The sequence below is a fragment of the Streptosporangium sp. NPDC002721 genome (assembly GCF_042888905.1).
In the GTDB taxonomy this organism is placed as follows: domain Bacteria; phylum Actinomycetota; class Actinomycetes; order Streptosporangiales; family Streptosporangiaceae; genus Streptosporangium.
In genome coordinates this window covers 217,367-243,665 of sequence record NZ_JBIAQI010000008.1, presented here as the reverse complement: position 1 = coordinate 243,665, position 26,299 = coordinate 217,367, and the positions used below count along the sequence as shown (strand labels likewise).

Below are 26,299 nucleotides of genomic sequence, written 5' to 3'. Positions count from 1 at the left end.
ATGCTGAGTCTCGAAGGGGTCACCAAGACCTACCGGGTGGGTGCCTTCGGCACCGCGACCCTCACCGCCGTCGACGACGTGAGCCTTGATTTGGCGCCGGGGGAGGTGGTCTCCCTCATCGGCGAGAGCGGCAGCGGCAAGACGACCCTGGGCAAGACCGTCCTCGGGCTGCTCCGCCCGACGAGGGGCGTGATCACCCTCGACGGGGCCCCCGCCCGGCCGGGCAAGGCGTACTACCGGCACGTGCAGGGCGTCTTCCAGGACCCGTTCAGCTGCTACAACCCGGTCTTCAAGGCCGACCGGGTGCTCCGGATGATCAGGGACGAGTACTTCCCCGGCGTCGCCGACTCCGAGTGGGACGGCAGGATCGACACCTCACTCAAGGACGTCGGCCTCGACCCCGGGCAGATCCTGGGCCGCTACCCCCACCAGCTCAGCGGCGGCCAGCTGCAGCGCCTGCTGATCGCCAGGGCGCTCCTGCTCGACCTGCGGTACCTCGTCGCCGACGAGATCACCAGCATGCTCGACGCGTCAACCAGGATCGACGTCCTCAACCTGCTCGCCGACCTGAAGTCGCGCGGCCTGGGGGTGCTGTTCGTCACCCACGACCTGTCGCTGGGCAACTACATCAGCGAGCGGGCCGTGGTGCTGTACCGGGGGCGGGTGGTCGAGTCCGGTCCCACCGGCATGGTGTTCGGCAACCCCCTCCACCCGTACACGGCCAGGCTGCTGTCGTCGGTGCCCAGGCTCACCGCCCGGTGGAACGGCGAGCCGGCCGCCCCGGCGAGGGTCTCGGGAGAAGGACCCTCCACACTGGTGGAGGCCGAGCCGGGCCACTTCGTCCGGCGGGACAAGCCGGACGAGCGGACCGAGCAGGACGAGCGGACCGAGCGGACCGAGCGGACCGAGCGGACCGAGCGGACCGAGCGGGACGAGCGGACCGAGCGGGACGACACCACATCCACGGGGAGTGTGAATTGAGGGCGCTACACGACGGCTGGACCCTTCACCAGGTGGGCGGGGGCCTCTCGCGCGTCCCGGCCACGGTGCCGGGGTGCGTGCACACCGACCTGCTGGCCGCCGGGCTCATCGAGGACCCCTACCTGGACGACAACGAGGACCGGCTCACCTGGATCGGCCGCGCGGACTGGGAGTACGAGACGGCCTTCACCTGGCACGACGACGGCCACGAGCGCACCGACCTGGTCTGCGAGGGCCTGGACACCGTCGCCACCGTCGAGCTCAACGGCGTCCTGGTCGCGACCACGGCCAACCAGCACCGCTCCTACCGCTTCCCGGTACGCGAGCTGCTGCGCGAGGGCGAGAACACGCTGCGGGTGCGCTTCGCCTCCCCCGTCGAGTACGCCGAGGCGCGGCGGGCCGAGCTGGGGGACCGTCCGGGCAGCTACGAGGCGCCGTACCAGTTCATTCGCAAGATGGCCTGCAACTTCGGCTGGGACTGGGGTCCGTCGGTGGTCACCTCCGGTATCTGGCGGCCCATCGGGCTGCACTCGTGGAGCGGGGCCCGGATCGCGTCGGTGCGGCCACTGGTCGGCGGGGACGGCCGGGTGGAGGCGCACGTCACCGTCGAGCGCGCCGGTGACGCCCCCCTCACGGTGACCGCGCGGGTGGCCGGGGTGGTGGCCGAGGCGGTACTGGCCCCCGGCGAGCGCGAGGCGGTGCTGAGGCTGCGGGTGCCCGAGCCCCGGCGCTGGTGGCCGCGCGGGTACGGCGCCCAGGACCGCTACGAGCTGACCGTGGGGTTGTCCGGACAGGGCGCCGAGGACACCTGGACGCGGCGGATCGGCTTCCGCGACGTGCGCGTGGACCGGACCGGCGAGGGGTTCACCGTCGTCGTCAACGACACCCCGGTGTTCGTACGCGGCGTCAACTGGATCCCCGACGACTGCTTCCCGGCCCGCGTCACCCGCGACCGCCTGGCCGAGCGCTTCGGCCAGGCCACCGGTGCGAACGTCAACCTGCTGCGGGTGTGGGGCGGCGGCCTGTACGAGAGCGAGGACTTCTACGACCTGGCCGACGAGCTGGGCCTGATGGTGTGGCAGGACTTCCCCTTCGCCTGCGCGGCCTACCCCGAAGAAGAACCCTTCGCCACCGAGGTGGAGGCCGAGGCACGCGAGAACGTCACCCGGCTGGCCTGGCGTCCCTCGCTGGTGCTGTGGTGCGGCAACAACGAAAACCTCGAAGGCCACGCCGACTGGGGCTGGCAAGACACGCTGGGCGATCGCACCTGGGGGGCGGGCTTCTACCACGACCTGCTGCCCGCGCTGGTGGCCGAGCTCGACCCCACCCGCCCCTACTGGCCCGGCAGCCCGTATTCGGGCCATCCGGACCTGGCGCCCAACGACCCCGCCCGCGGCACCGTCCACATCTGGGACGTGTGGAACCGCGAGGACTACACCCACTACGCCACCTACACCCCCCGCTTCGTCGCCGAGTTCGGCTTCCAGGGCCCGCCGGCCCACACCACCTTGCGCCAGGCCGTCAGCGGCGAGCTGGCCCCCGACGCCCCCCTGGTGCTGCACCACCAAAAAGCCCACGAGGGCAACGCCAAACTCCTGCGCGGCCTGAGCGGGCACCTACCGGCCCCACACTCCTTCGACGACTGGCACTACCTGACCCAGCTCAACCAGGCCCGCGCCCTCACCTTCGGCATCGAACGCTTCCGCGCCCTGGCCCCCCACTGCGCCGGCACCGTCGTCTGGCAGCTCAACGACTGCTGGCCGGTCACCTCCTGGGCCGCCGTCGACGGCGCCGGCCGCCGCAAACCCCTGTGGTACGCGCTGCGCCGCCTCTACGCCGACCGGCTGCTCAGCGTCCAGGAGGGCACCGTCGCCGTGATCAACGACAGCCCCGACCCCTGGAGCGGCGAGCTGGAACTCCGGCGGCTCGCCCTGACCGGACAACCGCTGGCCAAGGAGAGCGTCACCGTCGAGGTGGCGCCCCGCTCGGTGACGACCCTCCCGCTGCCGGACGCGGTGGCCGCCCCCAAAGACCCCTCGGCCGAGGTGTTGTCGGTACGGCTGGGCGAGCACCGCACCCTGCAATTCTTCGCCGAGGACATCCATCTGGCCCTGCCCGCCGCCGCCTACGACACCGAGACCACCCCGGTGGCCGGCGGCCTGGAGGTCACCGTCACCGCCCGCACCCTCCTGCGCGACCTGGCCCTGTTCCCCGACCGCCTCGACCCGCACTCCAGCGTCGACGACATGCTCCTGACCCTGCTGCCCGGCGAGAGCGCCACCTTCCACGTCACCGGCTCACCCGACCCCGCCGCCCTCGTCACCCGCCCCGTACTGCGCTGCGTCAACGGCTGAGCCGCTTCCGGAAGATCCCGTGCCGTCCGGGGGGAACCGTCCGTAAAGAGGGGGGCGAGGAGCGGGCGGCGGGCGTCCCAGAGCGTGGACCGGCACGCGCCGGGGTCGGATGGCCCGTTAGTCTTGACGGGCACATCCGACGACGCCGAGAGAGATCATGAAGACCTTCGAAGAGCTGTACGCCGAGCTGTCCGACAAGGCGCGCACCCGGCCCGAGGGCTCGGGCACCGTGGCCGCGCTGGACGCCGGGGTCCATGCCATCGGCAAGAAGGTCGTGGAGGAGGCCGCCGAGAGCTGGATGGCGGCCGAGCACGAGTCGAACGAGCGGGCGGCCGAGGAGATCTCCCAGCTCCTCTACCACGTGCAGGTCCTCATGATCGCCAAGGGGATCGGGCTGGACGAGGTCTACAAGCATCTGTGAGCCGGTGCGCCCGGCTTCCGGTCATGTAGGCAATCCCGTCCACACGTAAGGAATCCAGCCATGCTGCGTCTCGCCGTACCCAACAAGGGGGCCCTCACCGAGGGGGCCCAGACGATCCTCAAGGAAGCCGGATACCGCGTCCGCAAGGACAGCAAGGAGCTCGTGGTCGCCGACCCGGAGAACTCCTGCGAGCTGTTCTTCCTGCGGCCCAAGGACATCGCCGTCTACGTCGGCGAGGGCACCCTGGACGCCGGGATCACCGGCCGCGACATGCTCCACGACTCCGGTGCGCGGGTCGAGGAGATCATCCCGCTCGGCTTCGGCCGCTCCACCTTCCGCTTCGCCGCCAACCCCGGCGACTTCGACTCCGTCGCCGACCTCAAGGGCAGGCGCGTCGCCACCGCCTACGCGGGGCTGCTGGAGTCCTACCTCGCCGAGCAGGGCGTCGAGGCGCGGGTGATCAAGCTGGATGGCGCGGTCGAGACCGCCATCCGGCTGGGCGTGGCCGACGCCGTGGCCGACGTCGTGGAGACCGGCACCACGCTGCGCAACATCGGCCTGGAGGTGTTCGGCGAGCCGATCACCCACTCCGAGGGTGTGCTGATCAAGGGCGTCGGCGCCGGGGAGCCCCCGGGCCTGAGGCAGCTCATCCGCCGCCTGCAGGGCGTGCTGGTGGCGCGCGACTACGTGATGATGGACTACGACATCCGCGCCGAGCGGATCGAGGAGGCCATCGCCCTCACCCCCGGCATGGAGGGGCCGACGGTCTCCCCGCTGCACCGGGAGGGCTGGGTCGCGGTCCGCGCGATGGTCCCGCGCAAAGGGCACCAGCAGATCATGGACCAGCTCTGGGAGATGGGCGCCAAGGCCATCCTGGTCACCGCCATCTTCGCCTGCCGCCTCTGAGCCGGGAGCGGCGTATCCTCGCGCGGACACCGGCGTACCCATGAGCCGGCCCCGGCTGATCTGACAAATGTCACCGCCAGACCCGGAGGAGTGGCACTGAGGATTCACGCCGGGCGCTCCTAGCGTTGGGGCATGGACGCCATCGCGCTCACCGACGTGAGCAAGAGCTACGGGAGCACGCTCGCCGTCGACGGCCTGGACCTCACCGTGGAGGTGGGCCGGACCGTCGCCCTGCTCGGTCCCAACGGGGCCGGGAAGTCGACCACGATCAACATGCTGCTCGGCCTGACGAGCCCGACCCGCGGCCGGGTCGAGGTCTTCGGAGGTTCCCCCGGCGAGGCCGTCGCCCGCGGCGACGTCGGGGCCATGCAGCAGAGCGGTGAGCTCGTGCCCGAGCTCACCGTCCGGGAGACGGTCGACTTCGTCCGGCGGCTCTACCCCGAACCGCTCGGCCTGGAGGAGATCCTGCGGATGGCCGACCTCACCGGCCTGGCGCGCCGGCGCGCGGGCGCGCTGTCCGGCGGGCAGGCGCAGCGGGTCAGGTTCGCCCTCGCCGTCGCGGGCGCGCCCCGGCTGCTGGTGCTGGACGAGCCCACCGCGGCCATGGACGTGGAGTCGCGGCTGCTCTTCTGGAAGAACATGCGCGACTACGCGGCCGGGGGGCGCACGGTCCTGTTCGCCACCCACTACCTGGAGGAGGCCGACGAGAACTCCGACCGGGTGATCGTGATCACCCGGGGCCGGGTCGTGGCCGACGGCACCGCCGCCCACCTCAAGGCGGGCATCGGCGGCCAGGTCGTTCGATTCACCCTCGGCGGGCAGGCCGCCGCGGGCCTCGACGGCCTGCCGGGCGTCTCCGCCGTGGAGGTCTCCCAAGACGTCGCCACCCTGCGCACCACCGACCTGGACGCCACCGTGGCGGCGCTGTACCGGGGCACCTCGCTGGAGATCCGCGACCTCGACATCGCCGGTACCGACCTCGAAGACGCCTTCCTCGCGCTCACCCGGGAGTCCTGATGCCGAACTACGTCAAGATCGAGGCGCTGCGGATGCTGCGCAACAGGCGCTACGTCATCTTCGTGGTCGGCTTCCCCGTGGTGTTCTACCTGATCTTCTCCAGCATCTGGGGCGACGGGGCCGGCATCGGCGGGGGGCGGGCCGCCGCCGTCCTCATGGTCTCCATGGGCGCGTACGGCGCGATCGCCGCCGCCATGATGAGCACCGCCGTGCCGTGGGCGCAGGAACGGCGGTCCGGCTGGCTCCGCCAGCTGAGGGTCACCCCGCTGCGCGGCTGGTCGATCATCGTCGTCAAGCTGATCTCCTCGTTGCTGCTGGTGCTGCCGTCCCTGCTGCTGGTCTGCCTGGCCGCGGTCCTCACCCAGGGCGTCAGGCTGCCGGCGGGGCAGTGGCTGTCGCTGGTCCTCCTGCTGTGGCTCGGGGTCGTGCCGTTCGCCGCGCTCGGCCTCGTCATCGGCTCGCTGCTGACGGGCGACACCGCCCAGTCGGTCGCGATGATCAGCATGTTCGGGCTGGCGATCCTGGGAGGCCTGTGGTTCCCTGTGGAGATCATGCCCGAGGCCATGAGGAACGTCGCCCAGGTGCTTCCCTCCTTCCACTACGCCGACATCGGCCGGCACATCGTCGCGGGCGACGCGCCGCCGCCGTCCGACGTGGTGACGCTCGCGGCCTGGACCGTCGCGCTCTGCGCCGCCGCGGTGTTCGCCTACCGCCGGGCCCTCGCGCGGTCGTGAAGGCGTTCCCGGCGTTCCCGCTGCTCACCTCCGGCGGGACGGACGAGTCTCCGTCCCGCCTGCGGCGGCTCGCGGGGATCTCCATCGGCCTGGTCTACCTGTGCTTCCCGGTGCTGGAGATCGTCACCGGCGAGGTGACCGGCGACAGGGCCCTGTGGGGAGGCGCCGGGCTCGCCGTCTTCGTCTGCCTCTACACCGCCACCGTGCTGAGCCCGAGGAACTTCGGCGACCCGACCCCCCTGACGTACTGGCTGCTGGGGGCGACCACGCTCCTGGGCGTCGGCCTGGCGGTGGCCCTCGGCGGCGGCTGGCTGACCCTGCCGATCTACATGACCGTGGTCTACAGCATGGCGCTGCGTCCCCGGCTGTCGGTGGCGGGCGTGCTGGCGATGGTCGTCACCGTCGTGCTGGTCGGCCTGCTGAGGGGGAACGACCCGGGTGGCACGCTGGTGCTGGTCTTCCAGGTCCTCACGCTCGGCGCCCTGTTCATGGGGGTGCGCAACACCCGGATGCTGGTGGTGCGGCTCCGTCAGGCGCAGGAGGAGGTGGCGCGGCTGGCCGCGAGCGAGGAGCGGCTGCGCATCGCCAGGGACCTGCACGACCTGCTCGGCCACAGCCTGTCGCTCATCGTGCTGAAGAGCGAGCTGGCCGGGCGGCTGGCGGAGAACGGCTCGGAGCGGGCCGTGGCGGAGATCCGCGACATCGAGTCGGTGGCCAGGCAGGCGCTCGTCGAGGTGCGCGACGCCGTCACCGGTTACCGGCAGCGCGGCCTCTCCGGCGAGCTGGACGGCGCCCGCGCCGCGCTGGAGGCGGCGGGGACGAGGGCGACGATCCGGCTGGCGGGCACCCCGCCGCCCGGCACGCTGGACGAGCTGCTCGGCTGGGCGGTGCGGGAGGGCGTCACCAACGTCGTCCGGCACGCGAGGGCGACCCGGTGCGAGATCGAGGTGACCGTCGGCGGGGAGGCCGCCACCCTGGACATCGTGGACGACGGGCGCGGCGCGGCGCCCTACGGGCCGGGCAGCGGGCTGACCGGGCTCACCGAGCGGGTGCGGGCCGCGGGCGGCACGGTCTCCGCCGGGCCGCGCGAGACCGGCTTCGCCCTCAGGGTCTCGGTCCCGCTGCCCTCGGCCTCCCGGTCCGGGTGACCATGGGGGCCGGGGCGAGGGGCGTCCGCACGGGAGGTGTTCGATGATCCGGGTGCTGCTGGTGGAGGACCAGGCGATGGTCAGGGGCGCGCTGGCCTCGCTGCTGGGGCTGGAGCCCGACATCGAGGTGGTGGGGGAGGCCGCCTCCGCGGAGGAGGCGCTCGCCGTGGCGCTCAGGACCCGGCCGGACATCGCGCTGCTCGACGTCGAGATGCCCGGCGGGGACGGCATCACGGCGGGGGCACGGATCCGGGAGGCGCTGCCCGGCTGCCGCGTCATGATCCTGACCACCTTCGGCCGTCCCGGCTACCTGCGCAGGGCGATGGAGGCGGGCGCGACGGCCTTCCTGGTCAAGGACAGCCCGGCCCGCGAGCTGGCCGCCGCCGTCCGGCGGGTCCGCGACGGCGAGCGCGTCATCGACCCGGGCCTGGCGGCCGCCGCGCTCAGCGCGGGCCCCAACCCGCTGTCGGCCCGCGAACGCGACGTCCTGGCCGCGGCCTCGGGAGGAGCCAGCATCGCCGACATCGCCGGGAGGCTGCACCTGTCGGAGGGCACGGTGCGCAACTATCTCTCCTCGGCCATCCGGAAGACGCACGCCCGCAACCGCACCGAGGCCGCCGAGCGCGCCCGTACCCAGGGCTGGCTCTGACGCCCGTGCCGGTCCCGGTTTCGCCCGTGCCCGCCGGTTCCGGTTCCGGGCGTCCTGGTTCCGGCTTCGATCGTGCCGGTTCCGGTTCGACGGTGCGGGCGCCGGCCTGGCCGAGCGGGTGGTGGTCAGGAGGAGAGCGTCGCGGCCTCCTCGGCCTCGATCTGCTCGTTCCACTCGCGCTTGGAGGAGCGCCACGCCTCGTCGTCGCGGCCCAGGCGCCAGTAGCCCGAGATGGAGAGTCTCGCCAGCGGGATGCCGCGCTCGGCGCGCAGGTGGCGCCTGAGGTCGCGGACGAAGCCCGCCTCGCCGTGGACGAAGGCGTGCACGTCGCCGTCGGGGAAGTCGAGCTCGCGGACCGCCCTGACCAGCTTCTCGCCGTACGGGGCGTCCCCGCGGTGCAGCCAGACGATCCGCGCGTCGCCGGGGGAGTCGATCTTCTGCTCCTCCTCGGGGCCCTCGACCTCGATGAAGGCCCGGGCCGGTGCCCCGGCGGGGAGGTTCTCCAGGGAGGCGGCGATGGCGGGCAGCGCGCTCTCGTCCCCCGCGAACAGGTGCCAGCCGGCCTCGGGGTCGGGCGCGTACGCGCCGCCGGGGCCGAAGAAGTGGAGCTCGTCGCCCGGCCGGGCCCGGTCGGCCCACGGCCCGGCCAGGCCGCTGTCGCCGTGGACGACGAAGTCGATCGTGAGCTCGCCCGCGTCGGCGTCCCAGTGGCGGACGGTGTAGGTGCGGGTGGTGGGCCACTGCTCGCGGGGCAGGTCGCGGCGGATCGCCTCCACGTCGAACGGCCGGGGGTAGCTCACCCCGGCGGGGGCGAACAGCAGCTTGACGTAGTGGTCGGTGTACTCGTCCGCGCGGAAACCGGCGAGCCCCTCGCCGCCGAGCACCACCCGGATCATGTGGGGGGTGAGCCGCTCCACCCGCCGGACCAGGCCGCTCCTCACCTTCGGTGTGCGGCGCTCGCCTCTGTCTTCTGCCATATGTCACTCCGTGTGGTCTAAGTTAGGTAAGCCTAACTCGTACCATACGTCACCTGAGGGCGGCCACGGCCCTCACCGCCTGGTCCACCTGCTCCGGGGTGGTGACGATCCCGGTACCGAAGCGCAGGTAGACGTCCTGGTACGGGGTGGCGCTGGTGATGATCCGGTGGTCCCGGCGGAGCCTGCCCACCGCGGTGGGGGCGTCCATGCCGTCGACCACGCAGCAGACCAGCCCGGCCGACAGCTCGGCGGAGACCGGGGTGATCAGCCGTACGTTGGGCAGTTTCGCGAGCCCCTCCTTGAGCCGGGTGGCCTGCTCGGTGATCCTGGCCGCGACCCGCTCCTTGCCGATCGCCCGGTGGAAGGCGAACGCCTCGCCCAGCGCCCAGCGGTGCTCGAAGCTGTGGTAGCCGCCGGGGGTGTGCAGGAGCCCGCCGGGGCCGTACGGCTCGTCGCCGGTGCCCGGGTCGACGGTCACGCTGGAGAAGCTCGCGATCACCGGCAGCAGCGCCCGCCAGGCCTCGCCCCTGCCCCACAGGATGCCGGTGCCCCGGGGGCCGAACAGCCACTTGTGGGTGCCGCTGGCCAGGAAGTCGCAGCCCAGCTCCTCCACCCCGTCGGCCATCGCGCCGAAGCCGTGCACCCCGTCCACGCACAGCAGCGCCCGGTCTTTTGCGTCCCTGGAGCGGTTGGCCTCGGCGACCATGTCGGCGATCGCCCTGACCGGCATCCGCACCCCGGTGCCCGAGTGCACCCAGGTGATCGCCACCACCCGGGTCCTCGGTGTGAGCGCGGCCTTCAGCCGGGAGACGATCTCGTCGGCGGAGGCCCTGGCCGGGTCGTCGTACAGGCTCACCCTGCGGACCTCGGCGCCGGTCCTGGCGGCGAGCAGCCGCAGGCTCTCGTGGGTGGCGAAGAAGTCGTGCTCGGTGGTGAGCACGTCCTGGCCGGGCAGCAGCCGCATGCCGCCGTAGAGCAGGCCCAGGCCCATCGTGGTGCTGTCGGTGAGGGCGACGTCGGGGGCGTCGGCGCCCAGGTAGGCCGCGGCGGCCTCGCGTACCGCCCCCTCCCTGTTCTCGCCGTGCAGGTAGGCGTCGGTGTCGGTGTCGAGGCCGCGCCGGTGCTCCTCGATCGCCCGGCGCACCTGGGCCGGGTGGGAGGCGAGGACGTAGGCGGCGAACTGCGCGTAGGAGGGGTCGAGCGGGAACTGGGCCCGCACCGACTCCCAGCTGGCGGGGTCGAACGGCGGAGGTCGCGAGGGAGCCGGCGCGGAGGGGGTCTCGCCGGGGGTGCAGCCGGACAGCGCGGCCCCGGCTCCGGCCAGGAGTCCCGCGCCGAGCAGCCCGCGCCGCCCGACCCGAGGTCCGCGATCGTCCATTCGTGCCCTCGCCGCCCCTCGCCGTCATCCCGCCCCCTGTGCCCTTCCTACCGTGATCATGCGCGCCTGCCAAGGGGTACGGGGCGGGTGCGGCGAATCTACGAATCTACAACGTAAAGGCGTCGGCGCCGGGTGAGAGAAAGGACCGTTCCTTCGACGCGCGAAGAGGGACTCAGCGCTGCATGGCGGCGACCTGGCGGATCAGGTCGGAGACCCGGACGATGCCCATGCAGCGCCCCACCTCGTCGGTGACGACCAGGTCGTCGTAGACGCGCTCGGCGTCGCGGCCCGCGACCTGCATGGCCGCTATGGCGGGGGTGGTCTTGGGCACCGTGCGCACGGGGTCGGCCAGCCGCGCGGCGGCCTTCTTGCCGTGCAGGGCGTGACCGAAGCGCCCGGCGATCGACAGCAGGAAGCGGCTGCGGTCGAGGCTGCCCCTGGGACGCTGGTACTCGTCGACGAGGATCACGCTGGTGATGGACGGCTCGCTGCCGAAGGCGTCGATCACGGCCTCGGCGGTGGCCTCGTAGGGGAGGGTCACCGCGGGCAGCAGGAACTCGTGGACGCGCGGGCCGAGCATGAGCCGCGAGGGTTCCTGCTCGACGACCGGGAGCGGCACGTGCACCCGTCCCGACGGGCCGGGGATGAGCAGGGGGCCCTGGGCCAGCCGCACCCCCCAGCCGCGGATCGCGGCGAGCTGCGCCTCGTCCCGCACTCCTGGGGCCAGCACGTGCGCCCCCGTTCCCCGCGCGAGCCGCGCCAGGCCCTCGCCGACCGCGGCGCGGCGCGGGTCGTGGGGCACCTGGGCGATCAGTTCCGGTGAGATCACCACCAGGTACGGCGCCGCGTCGGCGATCAGGTCCAGCGGGACGTGCCCGGTGCCCAGGTCGCCGACCGCGATGAGGTAGCCGATGGCGCGCAGCCCCTCCAGGCCGGTGAGCAGGGAGCGGCGCTCGAACTGGCCGAAGTCGCCCCGTACGGTGAGGATCACCTCGCCGGGGCGCCGGCCCGAGGCGCGCAGGGCCTCGTGCAGCGGGGCGAGCGCGGCCGAGCCGCCGATCACCGCGGCCGTCGGCAGGGTGAGCACCAGGGGGAGCAGGACCTCGCTCGCGGCGACGTCGCGTACCGTCTGGGCGGTGGAGGAGATGTTCCCGCGGCCCTCGCCGTTCGCCTGGAAGGCGATGACGCCCCCGGTGTCGAGGTCGACGACAGGCGTGACACCCGTGCCCGCCGCGGAGACCTGCGGGATGGTTCGCGCTCTGGTCGTCACATTCCGAGCATGGGGCATTCTCTACCGTCACAGAAGTAACGCACTGTGATGTTCACCCATATTTCGCCGTTCGTTGGACTTGACCAGCGAGATCGTGTGTCGGGCGAGGTCAGCCGGTAGTGTCGCGTTCCATGACGTCGCGACCGGCCAAGGGGGGAGGCCGCTGGGTCTCCGTGGCGCCCGAGCGCCTGAACCGCTGGATCGACGGCTTCGTCGACCGGCACGGCCCGCCCGACGTGACGGCCTCGGACTCCGTCGTACGACTGGAGGGGGCCGACGGCGCGGTCGCCGAGTGCCAGGTGCCGTTCCCGCCGCTGGTCTCCTCGGGGGGCGGCCCGATGGCGCGCCTGGTCACCCACGTGCGCACCGAGCGCAGGATCGGCGTGCTGCTGGTACGGCTGGGCGGCCACGCGGCGGGGATCTTCCAGGGGGAGGAACTGATCTCCTCCAAGGTGGGCTCGCGGCAGGTCCACGGGCGCAGCGCGGCGGGCGGCTGGTCGCAGCGGCGCTTCGCCCGGCGCAGGGAGAAGCAGGTGGACCAGGCGCACGAGGCGGCGGCCGAGGTGGCGCTGCGGATCCTCGTCCCGCGCGTGGGCGAGCTGGAGGCGGTCGTGCTGGGCGGCGACCGGCGCGCGGTCGACGCGCTGCGGCCCGACCGCAGGCTCGCGCCGCTCTTCGCGCTGGAGACGGAGCCCTTCCTGACCGTTCCCGACCCCCGGCTGGTGATCCTCAAGGACACCCCCGCCCAGTTCCGCGCGATCCGCATCAGGGTGAGCGATCCCGGCTGAGCGGGCGCGGGAACGACCTGGGGGGCCGGGAACCGCGTGGCAGGGTCCGGACGGGTGGGTTCCGGGCGAGCGATCCCGGCTGAGCGGGCACTGAGCGGGGCCCGCGGTTCGCGGGTGGGCGCGGCCCGGGGGAGCGGTGCCCGGGGCTTGGGCCTGAGGGAACCCTGAGGGAACAGGGCCCGGGAAAGCGGGGCTCGTTCAAAACGTGGAGAAGCCGCTCGGTGTCGCGCCGTACACTGATCGGTATGCGCACTCCCGATTGACCGTCGTCCCGATGAAGGCGAGACGGCCGAGCCGAGAGCCGGGAGACACAGGGCGCGGCGGGTTCGGCCACAGTGAAGTGAGCCTGTGTATTTCCTGCTGGGAGTGTTCTCCAACCATGATCGTAGCTTCTGACATCGAACTGCGGGCCGGGGCCCGGTTGCTCATCGAGGGCGCGTCCTTCCGGGTGAACCCCGGCGACAAGATCGGGCTCGTCGGCCGCAACGGGGCCGGGAAGACCACGCTGACCCGCGTGCTCGCGGGAGAGGGGTCGGCCGCCTCGGGCACGGTCTCCATCAGCGGCGAGGTCGGCTACCTGCCGCAGGACCCCCGCACCGGCGACCTGCACGTGCTCGCCCGTGACCGCATCCTGTCGGCCAGGGGGCTCGACCAGGTGCTGCGCGAGCTGCGCGAGGCCGAGGCCGGGATGTCCTCGGCCGACGACCGCACGAGAGACCGCGCGGTCCGCGCCTACGGGCGCCTGGAGGACCGGCTGCACGTCCTGGGCGGGTACGCCGCCGAGTCGGAGGCCGCCTCCATCGCCTCCAGCCTGGGACTGCCCGACCGGGTGCTCGGCCAGCCGCTGGAGACCCTCTCCGGAGGGCAGCGCAGGCGGGTGGAGCTGGCCCGGATCCTCTTCAGCGGGGCGGAGACTCTCCTTCTTGACGAGCCGACAAACCACCTAGATGCGGACTCAATCGGGTGGCTTCGTGATTTTTTACGATCTCACCAGGGCGGCTTGATCATTATTAGCCACGACGTCACGCTTCTTGAAGCGACGGTAAACCGCGTCCTGCACCTCGACGCCAACCGTGCGGTGATCGACACCTACAACGTCGGGTGGAAGGCCTACCTGGCCCAGCGGGAGACCGACGAGAAGCGCAGGAGGCGCGAGCGCGCCAACGCCGAGAAGCAGGCCTCGGCCCTGATGTCGCAGGCCGACAAGATGCGCGCCAAGGCCACCAAGGCCAAGGCCGCCCAGGACATGCAGCGCCGCGCCGAGCGCCTGCTGTCCGGCCTGGAGGTGGAGCGGCGCAGCGACAAGGTCGCCAAGCTGCGCTTCCCCCAGCCCGCCCCGTGCGGGCGCACCCCGATCATGGCGGAGGGGCTGTCGAAGTCGTACGGCTCCCTGGAGGTCTTCACCGACGTCGACGCCGCGGTCGACAGGGGGAGCAGGGTCGTCATCCTGGGCCTGAACGGCGCGGGGAAGACCACTCTGCTGCGCATCCTCGGCGGCATCGAGGAGCCCGACACCGGCGCGGTCAAGCCGGGACACGGCCTCAAGCTCGGCTACTACGCGCAGGAGCACGAGACGATCGACCCCGAACGCACGGTGCTGGAGAACATGCGCTCGGCCGGGGGAGAGCTTCCCGACGTGGAGCTGCGCAAGGTCCTGGGCTCGTTCCTGTTCACCGGCGACGACGTGGACAAGCCCGCGGGCGTGCTGTCGGGCGGGGAGAAGACGCGGCTGGCCCTGGCCACGCTGGTGCTGTCGGCGGCCAACGTCCTCCTCCTGGACGAGCCCACGAACAACCTCGACCCGGCGAGCAGGGAGCAGGTTCTTTCGGCGCTAACGTCCTATTCTGGGGCGATTGTGCTTGTCACGCATGATGAGGGTGCTGTAGAGGCGCTACGACCCGATAGGGTGATCTTGCTGCCTGACGGAGTTGAAGACGCGTGGAGCGACGAATTTTCCGATCTTGTGGCACTTGCCTGATCTTAATTTGAGCGGGTACGGATCTTTTCCCGTGGAGTAGGTAGCCGATCTCGCTGAAATGACTGATCATGGCGTGTGTAACGCTGCGGAAGTCTGGCACTACAGGAGGTACTCGTGGCCGAGACTCTGAAGAAGGGCACCCGGGTTACCGGGGCCGATCGTGAAAAACTGGCCTCCGATCTCAAGAAGCGCTACAGCGCGGGTGAGAGCATCCGCGCCCTGGCCGCTTCGACCGGCAGGTCGTACGGGTTCATCCACCGCATCCTGAGCGAGTCCGGCGTGACTCTGCGCGGGCGCGGCGGCGCCACCCGAGGCAAGTCCAAGCGCTGACCCCGCCTCGGAACGCGCGACCGCAGCCGCTCGTCCCCCACTCTGAAGCCGTCCCCGCCCGAACCTGTAGAACCTCATTCTGGAGAGTCGATAGGCTCGGGCGAGGCGGACACCGAGAGTGGGAGAACAGACGATGGCGGAAGTGGCGTTCGGGGGGAGTGCGGAGGAGATCTCTCTCAAGGAGGTCGGTCTGCGCTACGAGGTGGACGGCGAGATCGCGACGATCACGCTGGACCGTCCGGAGAAGCGGAACGCCCAGACGTTCGCTACCTGGTCGGCTCTGGCTCATATCGGTGACGGCCTGCCGCAGCAGGTGAGGGTCGTCGTGATCAGGGGTGAGGGGCCGTCCTTCTCGGCTGGGATCGATCTGAGGATGTTCACCCCGGAGGGGGTTCCAGGGCAGGGGTCGTTCGCGTCCTCCGCGACACTCGACCAGGCGGACTTCGCCGGGCGGGTGGCGCGGGCCCAGCGGGGCTTTCTCTGGCTGAGGCGTCCCGACATCGTCTCCGTGGCGGCCGTTCAGGGCCACGCGGTCGGTGCGGGATTCCAGCTGGCGCTCGCCTGTGACCTGCGGGTCCTGGCGGACGACGCCAAACTGTGCATGAAGGAGCCGGCCCTCGGGCTGGTTCCCGACCTGACCGGCACCAAGCCGCTGGTCGACCTGGTGGGCCTGTCCAGGGCCATCGAGATCTGCCTGACCGCCCGCGTCGTGGGGGCGCAGGAGGCGGCGCGGATCGGCCTGGCCGAGCTGGTCGTCGCGCCGGAGGAGCTGACGCAGGCCGTACGCGACCTGACCGACGCGCTGCTGGCGACCAACCGCGACGCCGCGACGGCGACCAAGCGGCTGCTTCAGGGTGCTTCGGGGCGCACGCTGGAGGAGCAGTGCGCGGCCGAGGCACACGAGCAGGCGGGGCGCGTCAAGGCGCTCTTCGGGTAGGCCGCCCTGCTCGTGGCCCATGGCTCGGGGTTTGGGTAGGCCGCCCTGCTCGGGGAGGGGCGTCCGGTGGCCCGTCCGGGTGCCGTTCGCCCGGTGCCGATGTTGTTCGCCCGAAGCTGACAGGGGAATCAACGTGCCTCTCCCGATGCTCGCATCGGGAGAGGAGGCCGTATGGCGATGATGGGCGGGGGCCTCGGCCCCCAGGCGATGATGTCGTTCCGGCGCGACAGGTCGGTGACCAAGAAGCGGCTCGCGCCGGGCACCGTCAGGCGCGTCGCCCGCTACGCCCGGCCCTTCGCGCGCCACATCGCCGCCTTCCTCGCCCTGGTCGTGGTCAGCTCGGTCGTCGTGATCGCCAACCCGCTGCTGATGAAGGCGATCATCGACGACGGCGTCATCGCCAAGCGGCAGGAGGTGGTGGTCGCCCTCGCGCTGGTCATCGCGGGGCTGGCGGTCGTCGACGGGGCGCTCACCCTGGTCCAGCGCTGGTTCTCCTCGCGGATCGGCGAGGGCCTCATCTACAACCTGCGCACCGAGGTCTTCGACCACGTCCAGCGCATGCCGGTGGCCTTCTTCACCCGCACCCAGACCGGCGCCCTGATCTCCCGGCTCAACACCGACGTCATCGGCGCCCAGCGCGCCCTGACCAGCACCCTGTCGTCGGTCGTGGCCAACGTGGTCATGCTGGTGCTGGTCCTCGGCGCCATGCTGGTGCTCTCGTGGCAGATCACGATCGTCGCCCTCGTGCTGTTGCCGATCTTCATCCTCCCCGCGAAGTGGGTCGGCGGGAAGATGTCCGGGCTCACCCGCGAGCAGATGGAGCTCGACGCCGAGATGAGCACCATGATGACCGAGCGGTTCAACGTCGCCGGGGCCATGGTCGCCAAGCTGTACGGCCGCCCGGCCGACGAGAACACCGCCTTCGGCGAGAAGGCGGGGCGGGTGCGCGACGTCGGCGTCACCGTCGGCATGTACGGGACGGTCTTCCGCGTCGCGCTCGGCCTGGTCGCGGCGCTGGCCACCGCCCTGGTCTACGGCGTGGGCGGCGTGCTGGCCGTCTCCGACGTCTTCGAGCTCGGCACCCTGGTGGCGCTCGCGGCCCTCCTGATGCGCCTGTACGGCCCGCTGACGAGCCTGTCGAACGTGCACGTGGACGTGATGACCGCGCTGGTGAGCTTCGACCGGGTCTTCGAGGTCCTCGACCTGAAGCCCATGATCGCCGAGAGGCCGGACGCCAGGCCCGTTCCCGGCGGCCCGGTCTCCGTGGAGTTCGACGACGTCCGGTTCAGATACCCCTCGGCCTCGGAGGTCTCGCTCGCCTCGCTGGAGGCGGTGGCCCGCCCCGACACCGGGCCCGGCCACGAGGTGCTGCGCGGCGTGACCTTCACCGCCCGCCCCGGTGAGATGGTCGCCCTGGTCGGCCCCTCGGGCGCGGGCAAGACCACCATCACCGGCCTGGTCTCCCGGCTCTACGACGCCGGCGAGGGCGCGGTCCGCGTCAACGGCCTGGACGTGCGCGACGCCACCCTGGCCTCCCTGCGCGACACCGTGGGCGTCGTCACGCAGGACGCCCACCTGTTCCACGACACCATCGGGGCCAACCTCCGCTACGCCAGGCCGGGGGCCACCGACGAGGAGATCTGGGACGCCCTGCGGGCCGCCCAGATCTCCGACCTGGTCCTCGACCTCCCCGAGGGCCTGGAGACCGTGGTTGGAGACCGGGGCCACCGGCTGTCCGGCGGGGAGAAGCAGCGGCTGGCCCTGGCGAGGCTGCTGCTCAAGGCGCCCCGCGTGGTCGTCCTCGACGAGGCCACCGCGCACCTCGACTCCGAGTCCGAGGCCGCCGTCCAGCAGGCGCTGAAGATCGCGCTGGCCGGGCGCACCTCGCTGGTCATCGCCCACCGGCTCTCCACGGTCCGCGAGGCCGACCAGATCCTGGTGATCCAGGACGGCCGGGTGGTCGAGCGGGGCCGCCACGAGGAGCTGCTGGCCATGGGGGCGGTCTACGCCGAGCTCTACCGGACCCAGTTCAGCCAGACCTCGTAACGCCCCCGGGCCGACAAGTGGATCTTCCGGTCCCAATGGTGTTAGATCATGGGGAAGTGGACGACCGGCTGAGACGCGACGACCTGACCGACGACGAGTGGGGGCGGCTGGCGCCGTTGCTGCCCGCTCACGCCCGGCGGGGGAACCGGTGGGCCGATCACCGCACGATCATCGACGGGGTGTTCTTCCGCACCAGGAGCGGCTGTCCCTGGCGGAAGCTGCCGGATACGTACGGCAACTGGAAGACGGTCTACAACCGGCACCGCCGCTGGTCCTCGGACGGCACCTGGGAGACGATCCTGGGCGAGCTGCGAGGCGGCTCCGGCGACGGAGGGAATCCCGGCCCCGCGGCGGGCCCGCCGGGGGACATCCGGCCCGGCGCGCTGTTCGAGGTCGCGAACTGGTGACCGAACCCGCGCGGACCGGCGGTCAGGGTGACGGGGCGTAGCCCAGGCGGGCGAGTTCCTCGCGGGCGACCTTGGCCACCAGCTCGGCGTCCTGCCCGCGCAGGCGCGTGCGCCAGACGCCCACCTTGGGGACGTTCCTGCCCAGCAGGGCGATCTTGGGGACCCGCGTCTCCAGGAAGCGGGAGAGCCCGTCCAGGGACTCTGCGGGGGAGGAGACCAGGTCCTCGTAGCGCAGGGTCAGCAACTGCTCGCGGGGCAGCTCCTGGTGCAGCGAGGCCGACAGCCGCACCGCGCTGCGCCAGCGCAGCGCGCACTTGCCCGCCGTGGGCATCGCCTTCCAGCGCTCGCGGTGCTCGCCGGAGTTGACGCCGAGGAACGGGTTGGGAAACTCCGTCTCGTCGCTCAGCATGGCCGGCTTGAACCACGTCAGGGACGCGGGGTCGGCCAGCATGTCGGCGGCCACGTCGCGGCCGTCCCTGATGAGCTGGACGAAGCGGGCGTCGGGGAAGGCCTGCAGCAGCACCGAGGCGCTGTAGAGCAGGTCGGGGCTGGCGTCGCCGAAGCGGGTCACCGAGCCCGACGCCACGCAGGGCCCGGCCCCGGTCACGCCGCCCGCCTCCCGGCACGGGGCCGGGCACTCCTCGCAGGCGCCGGGGACGATCTGCCAGGACTCGGCCATGGCGTCGCGGAGCACGCGGGTCGCGCCCATGCCCCGTCCCGCGATCGAGGGCCGCCGGGCGAAGGCGTAGACGACGTGCGCCACCGCCGCCCGCCCCATGGTGACGTGGAATCCGGGGGAGCGTTTCAGGGCGCGGGCCAGCAGATCCGCGCCGGAGTGCGGGGCGGCGAGCACGAACACCGGCCTGCGGACCTTGATGCCGTTGACCACCAGGATGTGGGGCGGAGGTCGCATATGAAAGCCCAGTGTGGCACCGTTTGCGGAGTGAACGAACCGGCCGCCGGGATACCGGTCCCGCCTCCGCCGCGCCCGGGCGACACGGTGGCGGTGGTCGCCCCGTCCGGACCTCCCGATTCCGAGCGGCTGGCGCGCGGCATCCGCGTCCTGGAGGGGCTCGGGCTGAAGGTCGTCGTCGGCGCCCACGTCCTCGACAGGGATCGCTACCTGGCGGGCCCGGACGCCGCCCGCGCGTCCGATCTGCAGGACGCCTGGTGCGACCCCGCGGTGAGCGCGGTGTTCTGCGCCCGTGGCGGCTACGGCGCCACCCGCCTCCTCGGCCACCTCGACTGGGACGCCATGCGGGCCGCCGGGCCCAAGGCGCTGGTCGGCTCCAGCGACATCACGGCCCTGCACAGCGCGTTCGCCGTGGAGCTGGGCGTCGCCTCCTGGTTCGGGCCGATGCCGGCCTGCTCCACGATCAGCGATCCCGAGGGGCCCGAGCCGCGCACCTTCGAGAACTTCGGGGCCGCCCTCACCGGGGCCCCGCCGACGATCACCGGCGACCGGGTGATCGTTCCCGGCGAGGTCACCGCGCCGGTCACCGGCGGTAACCTCAGCCTGCTGGCCGCGCTCTGCGGCACGCCGTACGCGCTGTCGGCGCGGGGCCGGATCGTCCTGCTGGAGGACGTCACCGAGGCGCCGTACCGGATCGACAGGATGATCACCCAGCTGCTGCAGGCGGGGGCGCTCGACGGGGCCGCCGGGTTCGTCCTGGGGTCCTGGGTCGGCTGCGGCGACCCGTACCCGGTGCTGGAGGAGCTGCTCGCGCCGCTCGGCGTGCCGGTCGTCGCGGGGCTTCCGATAGGGCATGGAAAGCCACAGTTTTCTGTATTGCTCGGGGCACTTGGTGCTATTGATGCAAAATCGTGCTCTCTGGCCTACTCAACAGGGGGCGCCGACCAGGCACTCTGGGTGCGAACCTAGGAGGAAACCGGCAGAGGGGGCGCACGCGTGAGATTGTTCCGGCGACACCGTGACCGGCGGACCGAGACGCCGCCGCGTCCGGTCGAAGAGGTCGATCTCGACTCCCTGCTCGCCCTGGTCGCCGACAATCTGGGCTACGCCTGCGCCTTCGATCCCGGCGGCGCGGCCCTGACGCTCACCGGCCCGCGCCGGGTCGTGGTGCGGCTCGCCGGGCTGCGCGCCGAGGCGCTGCGGCGCTCCCGCGAGGACTGGCCCGTGCTCGTCTCCGAGCACCTGTCCCACACCCTGGCCACGGCGGACGAGCCGTTCGACGCCTGCGAGCTGGAGCAGGTACGCCCGATGCTGCGGACCCGCATCCAGCTGGAGGACGACCTCGACCCGGCCCGCGTGGTCGGGCGCCACCTCACCGCCGACCTGGTCGAGGTGCTCGCCGTCGGCGACGCCGCCACCGGGCGCCCGGTCCGCCCCGAGGAGGTCGGCTGCTGGCCGATCACCGCGGGCCAGGCCCTCGACCTGGCCCTGGAGAACACCCACCGGGAGGAGCGGCTCTCGGTCACCGAGGGTGACCTCGGCGGCGTGGCGGTCCGCAGGCTGACCGGCCCCACCGAGGGGGCCGCCGCCCACCTGCGCAGGCTGGGCGACTACCTGCCGGTCCCCTCCGACGGGGTCCTCGTCGCCCTGCCCGACCCGGCGACGCTGATCGTCCACCCGGTCGAGAGCATCGGCGTGGTGCGCGCGATCGAGCGGCTGCGGCTGTTCGCCCAGCGGGAGTTCGACAAGCGCGCCGGTGCCCTCAGCCCGCAGGTCTACTGGTGGCACGGCGGCCGCCTCTCCCTGATCAGGGCCGACCTGGTCAGCCAGGACGGGCAGACCCGGCTGGTGGTCGCGCCCCCGCCGGACTTCGCCCGGGTCCTCGCCGCCCTGGCCCTCCGCCCCGACGGCGCCACCGGCGGCTGACCCGCTTTCCCGCCCGCCCGTACGGCTTCCTCGTACGGCTTCGCAGGGCGGAGTCACGAGCCGTGGAGACGGCACCGGCGCGGGCGCGAGATGATGAGGACGTTCCCGCGCCCGTCCCGGCGATCGCCGACGTCCAGGGTCCTGGACCGGTCCCGGCGCTTCGGCCCGTGCCCCGGCCGCGGTCGCCGGATGCGGGATGATGGGTCCTGATCTACGAGGAGTGGACATGGCGCAGTGGTGCCTCGGTGTCGATCTGGGGACGAGTTTCTCCGCCGGGGTGATGGCGGCGGAAGGGCGCTTCGACGTCCTGGAGGTCGAGGGGGAGCGGCGCATCCCCTCAGCCGTCATGCTGGACGAGCGGGGCGAGCTCGTGGCGGGCAGGATCGCCCAGCGGGGCATCGCGATCAGCCCCGAGCGTGTCGAGCGCAACCCCAAGCGCTACGTCGGCCGGGGCCGGATGCTGCTCGGCGGCGTCCCGGTGGACGTGGCCGACGCCCTGGCGGCGCTGCTGGAGCTGTTCGTCAGCGAGGGGCGGCGGCGCTTCGACGGCGCCGACCCCGACTGCATCGCGCTCACCCATCCGGTGGCCTGGGGCGCCGACCGCAAGGCGGTGCTGCTGGCGGCGGCGCGGAAGGTCGTCAGCGGGGTGCGGATCGCGCTCATCGACGAGCCCGTGGCCTCGGCCCGCTACTACGCCTCCGCGGGGCGGGCGCCCGGCGGCGGCTCGCGGCTCGCCGTCTACGACCTCGGCGGCGGCACGTTCGACGCGGCCGTGCTCACCGTGGACGGCGGCGACTTCGCGGTCGTCGGCGAGCCGGGGGGCAGCGACGAGATCGGCGGCGAGGGGTTCGACGAGCAGGTCTTCGCCTTCCTCGGCGCCCAGATCGAGCGGCTCGACGCCGACTGGTGGCTGCAGGTGACCACCAACCCCGAGCGCCGCTACGTCAGCTACGCCGCCGACCTGCTCAAGATGGCCAGGGAGGCCAAGGAGACGCTGTCGAAGTTCGACACCTCCTCCCACTACGTGGTGGGCATCAACGAGGACGTCCACATCACCAGGGCCGACCTGGAGGACCTCATCGGCGAGGAGATCGTCAGGACGGTCGACATCCTGGACGAGACGATCCGGGGCGCGGGGGTCGGGCCGGACGATCTGGCCGCGGTGTTCATGACCGGCGGGCCCAGCAGGATGCCGCTGGTCCAGAAGGCCGTACGCGAGCGCTTCGGCGAGCGGGTCAGGACCTACGACGACCCGAAGATCGTGGTCGCCTACGGCGCCGCGCAGCTGGCCTGGAAGCTCAAGGTCGAGCACCGCGAGCCCGGCCGGGGAACCGGCCCCGCCACCGGCGGCCACCCGGTGCCCACCGGTGTTCCCGGTGCTCCTGGTGTTCCCGGCACCGGGCAGGTCTCCGGTCCCGGGCAGCGGGCCTTCACCGGCCCGGCGACGGACTCCCCGCTCCCGGCGGGCGGCCCGGCCGGGGGACACCGGCCGCCCGGCGCGCCGATCGCGGGCCCGCTCGCCGGTCCGGCCGCGGGCCCGGTGGCGGGTCCGGTGGCCGGTCCGAGCGCGGGTCCGGCGGCGGGCCCGGCCACGGGGCAGCGGGCCTTCACCGGTCCGGCGGGCGGCGCCACCGGGGACCACCGGGTGCTCAGCGGTCCCGAGGACGGCGCCACCGGCGGCCACCGGACCCCCACCGGCCCGCCAGGAGGCCCAGGAGGCCCAGGGGGCTCAGGAGGAGGTGCCGGAGGCGCGGCGGGCGGGCCCACGGTCCAGGGGATCGAGAAGGTCATGGACGCCGTGCTGGAGGCGCGGGCCGAGGCGGGCCGGGTCTTCGTCCACCAGGCCTTCGACAACGGCCACTTCCTGCGCAGGCTCGACGGCGTCGGGGGCCGCCACGACCGGGAGCTCCGCTTCGGCAGGCTCGTGGAGTGGGCCGCGTCCGGGGAGGGCGTCGTGGCCGTGGAGCAGGTGGGGCCCGCGCAGGTGCTGGTCCGCACCCTCACCCCCGACCTGGCCATCCGGGCCACCCACCCGATGCAGATGTGGGGCGACCCGACGGTGATCGCCCACGGCCGTACGGCGTGGGTGTTCTTCCACTCCCGGCAGGCCGTCCCGGTCGACACCACGATGGGCCTGCCCTGGGGCGAGACCGGCCAGCTGGCCATGATCGAGCTCGACCTGGCCGGGACCTTCGCCTTCCAGGCCCCCCAGCCGCGCGAGCTGGGCCCCCACGCCCAGTGGTTCCTCAACGAGGACAACAGGCTGCGCCGGCTGCTCGACCAGGAGGCCCCCGGCGGCACCGAGCCCTCGCCCTCGGTGGGCGCGCCGGGCTGCACGGTGGTGCTCGGGCAGTTCAGCAGCAACAAGCCGATGTTCCAGAACCGGCACCAGGACTTCCGGCCGTGGCAGGTGCTGTGCCTGGTCGACCCAGGCGGCGTCGTGCGCCCGACGGTGCGCGAGCCGGGGCGCGGCTGGCTGCACCAGGTGGTCCTGCACCGGGGCAGGTGGTTCACCTCCGGCTCGGCGGGGCTGGAGGCGGGCACCGCGGACGGCGGGACCAGGCTGGTCATGCCGCGCCCCCGGGGCGGCGCGCTGCGCTGGTTCCCGGCGGGCGGCCAGATCTACGCGGTCGGCGTCGACCAGGTGAGCCCGGCCAGGGGCTGGTCGGTCGGGATCTTCGACCAGCGCTCCCAGACACTGGAGTTCCTGATGGGCAAGCAGTCGGCGACGCTGGCCGGTCACCTCACCTCGCGGCACCGCTGGGAGCGCCCCAGGTTCGTCGCCGACGGCGACTCGATGTGGATGACCATGCGGGACGCGGGCCGCAGCAGGCTGCTGCACGTCACCCCCGGCGGGGCGCGGGAGGTGCACCGCACGCCGGGGACGTTCGAGCCGGTCGCCCGGGTGTCCGGCGGCCTGCTCTGCCTGCACCGCCCCGCCGACGCGAACGGCACCGCCCGCGACCAGCCCGCCACCCTGGTGCACCTGCCGCTCTGACCGTTCACGGCCCCCGCCAAGGGCGGCGGGGGCACCACGGCACCGCAGCCCCACGGGCGCGTCGCCGCTCCGGCCCGGTCTTCGTGACCCGCCGGAGCGATTCCGGCCCGGCTTTCGTCACCCGCTGGAGCGACGGCCGACGATGACCGGCCATGACCGCGCGGCCGGCCGCCACGGGCCGGAGGTGTCAGGTCAGGTCAGGTCGTCGCGGCGGATGCCGGTCGTTCCGCGCCCAGGGCGGCGACCGCGGCCGCCAGCTCCTTGCGGAGCTCCTGGCCCCGGGTGGTGAGGGTGCCGATCGCGGCGATGCGGTCCTCGCCGGACTTGCGGGCCTTGAGGCGGTCGGCGGCCGAGCGGGCGGAGGCGGACTTCAGCTCGGCCCGCCTGGTCTCCAGCTCCCTGCGGCGTCGCGCCAGGCTGTCGTCGGCGGCCTGCTCGACGCCCACCCGCCAGGTCGCCACCATCCGCTCCAGGTCGAGCGTCATCTCCCTGGCGACCACCGAGAACTGGTCGCGCAGCGCCCCCCGGATCGCCGCCTGGCTGCGCTGCACCTTCTCCATCGAGCGGCGTCCCATGAAGATGGCCGCCCCGATGGCCGGGGCGACCAGGATGAAGCCCACCGGGCCGAGCAGGGCCGTGGCGAAGCCGCCCAGGGACAGACCGATCGAGGCCGAGGGCAGCACGTCCCTGATCAGGTCCACGCCGCCCGGGTCGTCCGCGGCCATGTCACCCTTCACCTGGACCTGCGTCAGGTTGGGCATCGCGCGGCCGTCGGTGGCCAGGTCGACCGGGTCGAGGCCGAGGTCGCGGGCGAAGGCGTCCAGCGTGGTCCTGGCCAGCTTCTCCACGTCGTAGACGATCTGCGACCAGGCCGCCTCCAGGGAGCGCTGCACGCTCTCCGGCAGCTCCGCCATGTACTGGTCGAGCTGGGCCTGCTTCTTCAGCGTGGCGATCGTGTTCTCGTACGGCTGGCGGATCTCCGACACCCGCGCCGCCACGATGCCCGCCACCTCGCGCCCGAGGAAGGTGTTGGCCACCGCGCCCGCCCTGCGGCGGCCCGCGAGCTCGGCGAGCTCCGCCAGGCCGGCGTCCACCTCGGCCAGCCGGGCGGTGACGTCGCCCTCGTCGTCGGAGCCCACGGCGACGTCGTCCTTCGCGCCGGTGGCCAGCGAGCCCAGCACCGACAGCGCGGCGGCGACCACCGTGGCGCCCCGCGCGGAGTCCCGGCCCTCGGCGAAGCCGCGCAGGTGCCGCTCCAGCACGTCCATGCCGCTGCGCGCCCGCAGGGTGTCGGCGCGCTCGGTGCGTCCCTCGCGCCGCTTGACCTCGGCGGCCTCGGCGAGCTTGGCGCTCACCGGGATCCACGGCGCCTCCAGCAGCGGGGCCAGCGTCGCCGCCCTGCCGGGGCTCGCCGCGATCGCCTCGGTGACGAAGGTCCGCAGGCGGGCCCTGTTCTCCTCCTGCAGGGCGCGCCAGTTGGCCGAGTCCTCCACCTTCGTCAGGACGAACGCGATCGCCTGGACCCGTTCGGCGGCCTCGGCGAGGAACTCCAGCTCGTGCCTGAGCACCGGCTGGTCCTGGGCGCTGAGCGTGAACAGCAGCGCGTCGGCCCGCTGCAGCATGGCCACCGTCACCTGCCGGTGGCCGACCGTCAGGCTGTCCACGCCGGGGGTGTCGAGCAGCCGCAGGCCGTCGAGCAGGGGGTTGTCGAGGGTGATGTCCACGCTCACGACGTCGCGGCGCTTGCCCGCGTCGCCGCGCATCGAGGCGTAGTCGGGGATCGACTCGACGGTGATCGGCGTCTGGACCGGCCCCGCGTCGGTGCTCCGGTGTACGACGGCGGCGAGCCGGGGGCCGCGCCGCAGCGACAGGAAGCAGTTGGTGGCGACGTCGGCGTCGACGGGGAGCAGGTCGGGGTGGGCCACCAGCGTGTTGAGCAGCCGGCTCTTGCCGCGCTTCTGCGCCCCGGCGACCACGATGTCGGTGCACTCGTCCTTCCAGCGGCCCGCGCACGCGGCCAGCACCTCCGCCAGGTCCTTCCTGCCGCACTGCCCGGCCAGCGCGTGGACCTCGTTGGCGTAGCGCAGCAACCTGGCCACGGGGCCGGTCGGGTCGGGGGTCGTCATGAGCCTTTTCTCCTG

22 protein-coding genes are annotated in these 26,299 nt (G+C 72.7%); 17 read left to right on the top strand and 5 right to left on the bottom strand.

Features of this window, described 5'->3' with window-relative positions; all coding sequences use genetic code 11:
- The 8 genes from ACFYWM_RS13380 to ACFYWM_RS13345 all read left to right on the top strand — a co-directional run bounded on the left by ACFYWM_RS13380 (position 1) and on the right by ACFYWM_RS13345 (position 8,210).
- On the top strand, positions 1 to 981 hold the full coding sequence (locus tag ACFYWM_RS13380; RefSeq protein WP_389913337.1) for an ABC transporter ATP-binding protein: 981 nt from the start codon (positions 1 to 3) through the stop codon (positions 979 to 981).
- Entirely contained in the window at positions 978 to 3,335 is a 2,358-nt protein-coding gene (locus ACFYWM_RS13375) for a glycoside hydrolase family 2 protein (protein ID WP_389913334.1), read from the top strand. Before ACFYWM_RS13380 ends, ACFYWM_RS13375 begins: the two co-directional genes overlap by 4 nt.
- 157 nt (positions 3,336 to 3,492) lie before the next feature.
- Entirely contained in the window at positions 3,493 to 3,756 is a 264-nt protein-coding gene (locus tag ACFYWM_RS13370; protein WP_012892448.1) for a phosphoribosyl-ATP diphosphatase, read from the top strand.
- A gap of 60 nt (positions 3,757 to 3,816) precedes the next feature.
- A complete protein-coding gene (hisG, locus tag ACFYWM_RS13365) occupies positions 3,817 to 4,662 on the top strand; it encodes an ATP phosphoribosyltransferase (RefSeq protein ID WP_389913329.1) in 846 nt (281 codons plus the stop codon).
- A gap of 132 nt (positions 4,663 to 4,794) precedes the next feature.
- Positions 4,795 to 5,679, top strand: a complete 885-nt coding sequence (locus tag ACFYWM_RS13360) for an ABC transporter ATP-binding protein (RefSeq protein ID WP_389913326.1) — start codon at positions 4,795 to 4,797, stop codon at positions 5,677 to 5,679.
- Complete coding sequence (locus ACFYWM_RS13355; protein ID WP_389913323.1) at positions 5,679 to 6,413, top strand: ABC transporter permease; 735 nt, start codon at positions 5,679 to 5,681, stop codon at positions 6,411 to 6,413. The genes ACFYWM_RS13360 and ACFYWM_RS13355 overlap by 1 nt, the downstream gene beginning before the upstream one ends.
- Entirely contained in the window at positions 6,410 to 7,561 is a 1,152-nt protein-coding gene (locus ACFYWM_RS13350; RefSeq protein ID WP_389913320.1) for a sensor histidine kinase, read from the top strand. Before ACFYWM_RS13355 ends, ACFYWM_RS13350 begins: the two co-directional genes overlap by 4 nt.
- Positions 7,562 to 7,604: 43 nt before the next feature.
- The gene (locus ACFYWM_RS13345) at positions 7,605 to 8,210 is read left to right on the top strand and encodes a DNA-binding response regulator (RefSeq protein ID WP_389913317.1); all 606 of its coding nucleotides are present in this window, start codon (positions 7,605 to 7,607) and stop codon (positions 8,208 to 8,210) included.
- A 125-nt stretch (positions 8,211 to 8,335) separates the two neighbouring features.
- Here the strand turns inward: ACFYWM_RS13345 and ACFYWM_RS13340 are convergent, their stop codons facing one another.
- The 3 genes from ACFYWM_RS13340 to ACFYWM_RS13330 all read right to left on the bottom strand — a co-directional run bounded on the left by ACFYWM_RS13340 (position 8,336) and on the right by ACFYWM_RS13330 (position 11,835).
- The gene (locus tag ACFYWM_RS13340) at positions 8,336 to 9,187 is read right to left on the bottom strand and encodes a siderophore-interacting protein (RefSeq protein WP_389913314.1); all 852 of its coding nucleotides are present in this window, start codon (positions 9,185 to 9,187) and stop codon (positions 8,336 to 8,338) included.
- 49 nt (positions 9,188 to 9,236) lie between these two features.
- The gene (locus ACFYWM_RS13335; protein WP_389913311.1) at positions 9,237 to 10,565 is read right to left on the bottom strand and encodes an aminotransferase class V-fold PLP-dependent enzyme; all 1,329 of its coding nucleotides are present in this window, start codon (positions 10,563 to 10,565) and stop codon (positions 9,237 to 9,239) included.
- A 172-nt stretch (positions 10,566 to 10,737) separates the two neighbouring features.
- Positions 10,738 to 11,835, bottom strand: coding sequence for an EAL domain-containing protein (locus ACFYWM_RS13330; RefSeq protein ID WP_389913308.1), 1,098 nt, complete (start codon positions 11,833 to 11,835; stop codon positions 10,738 to 10,740).
- A 131-nt stretch (positions 11,836 to 11,966) separates the two neighbouring features.
- Between ACFYWM_RS13330 and ACFYWM_RS13325 the strand changes: the two genes are divergently transcribed.
- From ACFYWM_RS13325 to ACFYWM_RS13300, 6 genes are all read left to right on the top strand, one after another.
- Entirely contained in the window at positions 11,967 to 12,623 is a 657-nt protein-coding gene (locus ACFYWM_RS13325; protein ID WP_389913305.1) for an acVLRF1 family peptidyl-tRNA hydrolase, read from the top strand.
- Positions 12,624 to 13,002: 379 nt separating this feature from the next.
- Positions 13,003 to 14,601: an ABC-F family ATP-binding cassette domain-containing protein gene (locus ACFYWM_RS13320; protein ID WP_362685863.1), complete on the top strand. Its 1,599-nt coding sequence runs from the start codon at positions 13,003 to 13,005 to the stop codon at positions 14,599 to 14,601.
- Between the two features lie 114 nt (positions 14,602 to 14,715).
- Positions 14,716 to 14,931 carry a helix-turn-helix domain-containing protein gene (locus ACFYWM_RS13315; RefSeq protein ID WP_030904785.1) on the top strand — a complete coding sequence of 72 codons (216 nt, stop codon included), beginning with the start codon at positions 14,716 to 14,718 and terminating at the stop codon, positions 14,929 to 14,931.
- 133 nt (positions 14,932 to 15,064) lie between these two features.
- Complete coding sequence (locus tag ACFYWM_RS13310; protein WP_389913301.1) at positions 15,065 to 15,868, top strand: enoyl-CoA hydratase/isomerase family protein; 804 nt, start codon at positions 15,065 to 15,067, stop codon at positions 15,866 to 15,868.
- Positions 15,869 to 16,039: 171 nt separating this feature from the next.
- Positions 16,040 to 17,914 (top strand): ABC transporter ATP-binding protein, encoded by a 1,875-nt coding sequence (locus ACFYWM_RS13305; RefSeq protein WP_389913298.1) that lies wholly within the window; start codon positions 16,040 to 16,042, stop codon positions 17,912 to 17,914.
- Positions 17,915 to 17,970: 56 nt separating this feature from the next.
- Positions 17,971 to 18,321, top strand: a complete 351-nt coding sequence (locus ACFYWM_RS13300) for a transposase (RefSeq protein ID WP_389913293.1) — start codon at positions 17,971 to 17,973, stop codon at positions 18,319 to 18,321.
- Positions 18,322 to 18,343: 22 nt separating this feature from the next.
- Here the strand turns inward: ACFYWM_RS13300 and ACFYWM_RS13295 are convergent, their stop codons facing one another.
- Positions 18,344 to 19,234: a sulfotransferase family protein gene (locus ACFYWM_RS13295; RefSeq protein ID WP_389913290.1), complete on the bottom strand. Its 891-nt coding sequence runs from the start codon at positions 19,232 to 19,234 to the stop codon at positions 18,344 to 18,346.
- Positions 19,235 to 19,264: 30 nt separating this feature from the next.
- Between ACFYWM_RS13295 and ACFYWM_RS13290 the strand changes: the two genes are divergently transcribed.
- The 3 genes from ACFYWM_RS13290 (at position 19,265) to ACFYWM_RS13280 (ending at position 24,158) form a co-directional block, all read left to right on the top strand.
- Positions 19,265 to 20,203 (top strand): LD-carboxypeptidase, encoded by a 939-nt coding sequence (locus ACFYWM_RS13290; RefSeq protein ID WP_389913287.1) that lies wholly within the window; start codon positions 19,265 to 19,267, stop codon positions 20,201 to 20,203.
- 27 nt (positions 20,204 to 20,230) lie between these two features.
- Positions 20,231 to 21,160 (top strand): hypothetical protein, encoded by a 930-nt coding sequence (locus ACFYWM_RS13285; RefSeq protein WP_389913284.1) that lies wholly within the window; start codon positions 20,231 to 20,233, stop codon positions 21,158 to 21,160.
- Positions 21,161 to 21,386: 226 nt separating this feature from the next.
- Positions 21,387 to 24,158 (top strand): Hsp70 family protein, encoded by a 2,772-nt coding sequence (locus ACFYWM_RS13280; RefSeq protein WP_389913281.1) that lies wholly within the window; start codon positions 21,387 to 21,389, stop codon positions 24,156 to 24,158.
- A 197-nt stretch (positions 24,159 to 24,355) separates the two neighbouring features.
- Here ACFYWM_RS13280 and ACFYWM_RS13275 read toward each other — a convergent pair whose 3' ends face one another.
- Positions 24,356 to 26,284 carry a dynamin family protein gene (locus tag ACFYWM_RS13275; RefSeq protein WP_389913278.1) on the bottom strand — a complete coding sequence of 643 codons (1,929 nt, stop codon included), beginning with the start codon at positions 26,282 to 26,284 and terminating at the stop codon, positions 24,356 to 24,358.
- Between the last annotated feature and the right edge of the window lie 15 nt (positions 26,285 to 26,299).